Origin of the sequence: Paenibacillus kyungheensis (genome assembly GCF_028606985.1) — a bacterium.
In the GTDB taxonomy this organism is placed as follows: Bacteria; Bacillota; Bacilli; order Paenibacillales; family Paenibacillaceae; genus Saccharibacillus; species Saccharibacillus kyungheensis.
This window is the reverse complement of the sequence record NZ_CP117416.1, coordinates 2,568,844-2,576,545: the sequence shown is the minus strand read 5'-3', so window position 1 is coordinate 2,576,545 and position 7,702 is coordinate 2,568,844. Positions and strand designations below refer to the sequence as shown.

Below are 7,702 nucleotides of genomic sequence, written 5' to 3'. Positions count from 1 at the left end.
TCCTGTCTAGCTCGTAAAGGATGTCTGCATAGGTAATTGAACTTCATCTGCAAACATATCGCCAGTGTTGGTTTCTTCAAACAGTTGGGAAAATCTCATCTGCTGTTCTTCTAAAGGTGTACGCTTCGTTGCAAACACCAATTTGAGCATATTAAGCGCAGCTCGCTTTTGTTCCAGAGTCGGTTCTACTGCTGCTGCTTCGATTTCCGCAAGCATCGTTTGGATTTGACGGTAAGGCTTGATGACCCCTTCCTCATATTCCTCCTGATCCCAGTTGCTATTGCGCGTACAAACAGCTATGGCAAGACAACGAGATACGAGACATGGATACTCCAATTGGTCTGAGGACAACAACTCCTTCAAATCTGTCTGATCTACTTCTCGGTCATAGGAGAAACTATGGATAGAGCTAAAGCTTTTTTTCATTAAATTACGGAGTACTGTACCAGGACCAAGTTCTACGACAATATTTACGTCCTGATTTTTCAAAAACTGCATCGTCGCATTCCACTGTATCGGTTCGACCATCTGCATGGTCAATGCTTGAACGATCCGATTGACCCCTGGATATGGCAAAGCGTTGTAGTTTGCTACAACCGGAACATGTATCTCCGAATAAGGCGTTTGCAAAAGCTCCTGTTCCAGTTGAAAGGAAGCCTGCTTCATGAGCGGGCAATGGAACGGTGCGCTAACCTTCAATCGAATAAAGTCTGCGCCGATCTCTGTTAATTTGCGTTCTGCCTTTTCAATCGCACCGATATGGCCCGCAATGACTGTTTGGGTAGACGAATTGTAGTTGGATACCGTAACAAGTTCTTGTTCGGTGCTTATCTCTCGGCATACTCGTTCCACATCGATTGCACTCACTCTCGAAATAGCTGACATCCCTCCTGTCCCTAGCGATGCCGACTCTTGCATAAACTGCCCGCGCTTGTTTACGATTTTCACGGCGTCAGCGAATGAAATGGCTCCCGAACAAGTCAGCGCGCTAAATTCACCCAGACTATGCCCAGCAATAAAATGTGGACGTATGCCTACTTCGTGCATAAATACCCGGTATGCTGCCACACTGTGAGTTAAAATCGCTGGTTGAGTAAATTCCGTCTGCTGAAGTTGCTCCGGCGATCCTTCAAAACATAACGAAGTTAAATCGAAACCAAGAGCTTTGTTAGCCTCTTGGAATGTTTCTTTAGCAATCGGATATTGCTCATACAATGTTTTTCCCATGCCAATATATTGGGACCCCTGTCCCGGAAACACCAAGGCCAGTTTTCTCATTTTTAAGGAGCCTCCTTCAAAAATTGATTTGTCAAAACACCGAGCAGTTTTATATAACCGGCAGCCCATTGCTCCATAGATATTTCATTGATCATATTCCCGTCATAGTCGCAGGTAAACGTTACTCGACCTTCTTTGATCGAATAGCCCAACATGAAACCAAACCAATCACTTAATCGTTGATGGGAGGTCTCTAATGAGGATCTATAGAACAATGGAGCAATAGCGCCATGTCTAACACGTTTGGCGAACAATTGAAAGTCCTCAAGTTTATAGGTAAGTATAGCTTGTGTCCGCTGTTCGTAAATGCTGTGAAACAATTGCGAAAAATGGCTTATTTCTTGCATATCTACACTTACTGTAATCATCTCATTCTTTAGCGTTGTCATTGTTTGTAGAGAAATAACCTGTTGTTCCGTAATTTCATGGAACAGATATATACCTGCGGCTAGGAGCACATCGTCTGTCTCAACATTGTAACTCTGTGCCAGTATGGCAAGCTCGTCCACCGCTGGGTTACTTAAATGAAAAAGAAACGTGTTTTCATTGGTTAAGCTTCCACTCAGATTAAGAAAATGTTTTGGCAACAACAACCTGTCGATCTCAATTTTCTTTTTTGGAATGGCTTGCTCTAATTTTGCTGCAAGCTTGCCGATCGTCGGATAAGAGAACATCTCCGCAATGCTGATCTGATTCGGATAAAAGGATTCCAGCTTGGCATGAAACTGAACGAGCGAGATGGAGTTCCCCCCTGCTTCCAGAAAGTTGTCATCCATTCCAATGGTCTCTATTCTTACAATCTCCTGCCATAACTGTGCCAATCTTTGTTCGATGTCAGTAACCGCTTGTCGGAATGGTGTAATCATGGCGTTTCTCGATAAATTCGGTTCTGGTAACGCTGCACGGTTAATCTTGCCGTTAGGAAGCAAAGGGTAATACTCCAACTGTACGAATGCACCCGGAATCATATAATCCGGCAATCGATCAGTCAAATGTTCCCGAAGCAAAGCTACAGGCAGTTCCTTCTCTGACAAATAATAAGCGATTAAATATGATTCGTCTGTGTCTCGCTTCTGAGCTACAACCAAGGGGGAGGAGATTCCAGCATAGCTTCCTAGCACATGCTCAATTTCAGAAAGTTCCACTCGATATCCGCGAATTTTTACTTGATGATCCCGACGTCCGATATACTTAATTTGTCCATCCATTTGCCAGCGTGCCAGATCTCCAGTCTTGTATATACGCTGGCTGGAATCAATCGGGTGAGTAACGAACTTAGCTTGTGTCATATCCGGCAGACCATGATAGCCTCTCGCCAATCCTGCCCCGGCAATGCACAATTCTCCCACCGTTCCGAACGGTTGAAGCTGGCCATTCCGATCAACAATCAGGACTTCCGTGTTGGCAATCGGACGTCCAAGCGTTACCTCGTCCGCTTCCGTAAGATCCGCTACCATCGACCATACGGTCGTTTCCGTCGGACCATACATGTTGAATACTCGAGCAGAAGAATGCTCACGAAACGTGTGAATCAACTCTATTCCGAATGACTCTCCCCCGATCATGATGTTCGTGAGCTTAGCCATTCCTTCGATAGCTATCTCATTGTCCAGAAGCAACCTCAATCGGGAAGGCGTCACTTGCAACATACTGACATCATGATTAAGCATCAGTCGTCCGAGTGCCGCCGGATCAATCTGCTCCTCCGCATTGGCAATCACCACGCACATTCCTTTCATCAGTGGTAAAAGCGTCTCTAGCACAAAAATGTCAAAGGATATTGTCGTGACAGAGAGAAATGTTTGATCCTCCTGAAACGATATCAATTGTGTCATACCTTCTAGCAAATTGACGACCGAACGGTGTTCAATCAATACTCCTTTCGGCAGCCCTGTAGAACCTGATGTATAAATACAATACGCGAGATTATTCGGACGAATGTGCGGAAACGATCGCTTGATTGCATCATTCTCCTCATAAATATGTTCTGCCAGATCAAGTATTTCACCGCCAAAATTTACCCGTTCGTTGTACGGTTGATGCGTTAGTAGCACATTCGTTCCGCTGTCCGTGAACATGTGCTGAATACGCTCATCTGGATAGTCGGGATCAATTGGCAAATAGGCACCACCTGCTCTCAGAATTGCAAGCAGACCAATCATCATTTCGATTGAACGCCTAGCCATTAATGCAACGATATCTCCTTCTTTAACACCGGAACGAACAAGTCTCCAAGCAAGTTGATCAACTCTTCGGTTCAATTCGGCATATGTCAGCCTTTCCGATTGACTGATTAACGCCGTACGCTGTGCAGATCGCTTCGCCTGAGCATCGATCAATCCGCTGATCGTTGGCTCGTCTGGAAGTGGAGTAGCGTAAGTCTCTGCCCTCTCACGCAATAAGCGAATCTGATTAGGGTCTGAAAACAGCGTTTTGTTGAGTATAGTCTCCGAACCATCGATTATCGCCTTCAGAATTCGGGCATAAGACGAAATCATACATTCGACGTCTACTTTAGGATAAAAGCTAGTCTCATGTCTGACTACAATATGTAAATGCTCGTTCTCCATAAAGCAGTCAAATTGAAATAGCGCATTCGTCCGCTCATAGTTACCAACGTTGTCTAATGTTTGATGGTCGCGCATTTCGCGAGATACACCGTCGTATACATATAGATCAACATAGTTAAAAATATTATCAAATAGCTTGTTTCCACCGCCGTCATGTTCGCCAACTGCCTGCAAAATTCGTGCTAGTGACAGCTTCCCATACTGCTGTGCCTCTAGCAATTTTTTGTCCATTTCTAACATAAATTCCTGTAAAGCGGTTGTTCCGTTTATACGAATGCGCACAGGGATCGAGTTGAGAAAACAACCCAGTATTTTTTCACCGTCTTCTACAAGCGGCCGATTGTTCACTACAACCCCGACAACAAAGTCGTTCTCCGCATCGATCATATGCATCATGCAAGCATAAGCAGTAAAAAGAATAGTTTTAAGCGATACGTGATTGATTTTCGCCGCCTGCATTAACGATAATAAATTTATTTCCTCGTTCAAAATGATTGTTGTTATGTCAAGAGATTCATCAAGCTCTTCTTCCACAACAGCAAAAGGTGATTCAAACCTTTTATAATTTTCTAGTTCATTTCGCCAATATGAATGCACCTCAGGATCGTCCTGAATACTCCACTGCTCAATCAGCATATCTCTGTAGCTATGACGGAGCGGTTTTAACTCCACTAAACCTTGCTTTAGTCCAAAATAAATTTGCCAAAGCTCAGTAATAAACGAAGCATTACTCCAACCATCCATCATAGCGTGATGATAAAGCCAGGCTAAACAGTAATGATGCTCGTTAAGCTGAAACACCCTCATCCGCCATATTATGTTTGAGGAAACTGCATCCTGAATAAAAGGTTGCTTACGATCCTGTTCCAAGAATGAATTCAAGAAATTCTCCTGCTTTTCCCTCACCAAATCAACGAGTGAAATCAATTCCAGATCGACAGATACTTGGCGATGCACCAACTGTACAGGCACTGATAGATCTTTCAGATTAAAAGTCGTCCGAAAAATGGCATGCTTATCAATAAGAAGTTCCATCGCTTGTCTGAATGTTTGTTCAGAGAACGAATCATCTTGAAATTCATACAAAAACTGTTCATGATACAGACTCGATTGCGGATGAGTAAGCGAATGATAGATCATTCCTTGCTGAATATCGCTAAGCGGCAACACTTCTTCAATTTCCTTATTAGGCAAAAGCCATTCTATATCCGACTGAAACAATTCCTGTTGCCACTGTGCCAGTTTTTCTTTGGCCACTGCTAGCTTTTCGTCAGACTCATTTGAATCACGATTTTTGAGAAAATCCGCTAAGTCCCTAATTGTAGGATGCTGATAAAACTCAAGCATCTGCAAATCTATTTGGCAACGCTTTTTGATCAAAAAAATAATTCGAATCGTCTTGATTGAATCGCCACCAATTTCTTGATAAGGCTCATCAATGCCGATTCGTTCGATCCCGAGCACCTCCTGCCAGACGCTTGCCAGCTGCTCCTCGACCTCGTTGCGTGGAGCGGCATATCTCCTCTGCTCCGCTTGCGCCTGAGGAGCCGGTAGACGCTTCCGATCCAGCTTCCCGTTCGCCGTTAGCGGCATCGTCTCCAGTTGTCTCCCATAGGTGGGTACCATGTAAGCGGGCAACCGCTCGCCCACATACGCTTGAATCGCCCCGATTCCCAGCACCCCTTCCGAGACGTAATACGCGCTCAGTTCCTTCCGCCCTGCTTCGGCTTCGTGTACCGTCACCACCGCTTCCTGAATCTGAGGATGCCGTAATAACTGTGTCTCAATTTCCCCTAGCTCAATACGGTTTCCTCGAATTTTGACCTGATGGTCGATCCGTCCCCCGTAGGCCATTTCCCCGTTCGATAGCCACTTCCCGATATCCCCGGTCCGGTACAACCGTATCCCTGGTACGGCTTTCTGCGTCGTAAACCGCTCCTCGGTGAGCTCCGGACGGTTCCAATACCCGCGGGCTAGACCCACGCCCCCGATGTACAACTCGCCGGGTACCCCCACCGGTTGCACTCGTCCTTCGCGGTCCAGAATATACAGGGACATGTTGTCGATCGGTTGCCCAATCGGAATGTGCGTGACGTGATCTTCGCACGAGCATTCATGGTACGACACATCGACGGTCGCCTCCGTCGGGCCATACAAATTGATCAGTTCTGTTCCCCATCTGTCTTTGAGCAACCGTCCGAACCGACTGGCTTGACTCGCTTGCAGCGTTTCTCCACTGACGAAGACGCGGCGTAAGGAGCGCAGCTTATCCCCTCCGGTTGCCTCCACATGCTCCAAAAACAGCTGAAGCATCGAAGGCACGAAGTGCATCACGGTCACCTGGTGTTCATGGACACTTTGCGCAAGAGCTTCCGGATCTTTCTCGGCTCCTGGCTCGGCAAACACGACCGACGCGCCGGACAAGCTCCACCAGAACAACTCCCACACCGAGACATCAAAGCTAAACGGTGTTTTTTGCAAGATGACGTCGCGAGTGGTCAACGGAAACTGCTTTTGCATCCACTGCAACCGGTTGATCACCGCCTGATGCTCGATCATCACTCCTTTGGGTTCGCCGGTTGAACCGGAGGTATAGATGACATAGGCTATATCATTCGCCCCTGCTCCACCAGATAAATCAGTGTCATCGTTGGTGTACAGCGCTTCGTCGGTCAAGTCAAGCACCTCTCCCTCGAAGTGCACGTCGAGGGTGGTCTCTTTTCCGCGTGTCAGCAGTAGCGAAGCGCCACTGTCTTGTAGCACATAGCTGATCCGCTCCTTAGGATAGGTGGGATCGATCGGCACGTACGCCCCGCCGGCTTTCAAAATGGCGAGCAGACCCATCATCATTTCAGGGGATCGCTCCAGCAATACCCCCACCAACTGATCCGGCTTCACCCCTTTGGCTTGTAGCGTTCGGGCCAGCTGATTCGCGCGCTTGTTCAGCTCGCTGTACGTCCACGATCCGGTGCTGAACACCGCGGCTGTTTGGTCTGGCGTTCGCGCAGTCTGTTCCTCGAACAGGTGAGGCAGGGTCGCTTCCTTGTCGTATTCGGCTTGCGTATTATTAAATTGGTTCGTCAATATCTCGATTTCATTATTTTTTAATACCCCGATTTCCGATAGAGATTTTTCGGGGTGAAACAATGCTTCTTCAAATAGGCGCTCCAGATGCGTGCCCCATTGTTGAGCAGTTTTCGGCTCAAAACGACTTTGGTTAAAACTGAACTGTACCTCAAGTGTTTGTTCCGAAGAGGACAGTATTATAATGATTTCTGCCCTAGATTCTTTGACCTGAGGAAGATCGTGAACACGATCAAACCCAACAAGTATCTGAGCCTGTGTATCTGTATCAAGATCAGTAAGCATGCCTCCATGTTTCATCACAAGATGAAAAGGATAATTTTGATGGACATTCGCTTTGGTAACGGTTTGCTTGGTTGCTTTCAGTACATCCCTAAAATGGTTACAGTTCTGTAGTGACGTCCGCAGAACAAGCAACCGTGCTTCGTCCTCGTTGTCCACATCGTGAGCCTGTCGAAATGCTGGCATCGCTATGACAATATCCGAACTATTAGTATATTGAGATAACAGCAAATTCATCCCTGCCACAAAGAGGATAAACATACCGTAATCAGAACCGTTGCTTATGTGCTTCAATTGATTTGATACAGCATGATTGAATTGAAAAGAAACAGAGTTAGCTCCCTCTCCGCCATCAATGATACGATGTTCGGATGGAAATACACTCATCACCGGATCTCCTTGCATTTTCTCCTGCCAGTAAGCCTTCTCTTTGACTGTCTTGTCGTTTGCTGCAAGAACAGAGTTTGTAAAGTTATCGCTCACCGTTC

General features: G+C 46.2%; 2 protein-coding genes. Both read right to left on the bottom strand.

Going from position 1 to position 7,702, the window contains the following annotated elements; all coding sequences use genetic code 11:
- Positions 1-6: 6 nt before the first annotated feature.
- Complete coding sequence (gene fabD / locus PQ456_RS11090; protein WP_273616188.1) at positions 7-1,278, bottom strand: ACP S-malonyltransferase; 1,272 nt, start codon at positions 1,276-1,278, stop codon at positions 7-9.
- Positions 1,279-1,280: 2 nt separating this feature from the next.
- Positions 1,281-7,697, bottom strand: coding sequence for a non-ribosomal peptide synthetase (locus PQ456_RS11085; RefSeq protein WP_273616187.1), 6,417 nt, complete (start codon positions 7,695-7,697; stop codon positions 1,281-1,283).
- Positions 7,698-7,702: the final 5 nt, after the last annotated feature.

Coding starts and splice junctions, on each gene's coding strand:
- fabD (WP_273616188.1), bottom strand. CDS start 1,278: ATGAGAAAACTGGCCTTGGTGTTTCCGGGACAGGGGTCCCAATATATT.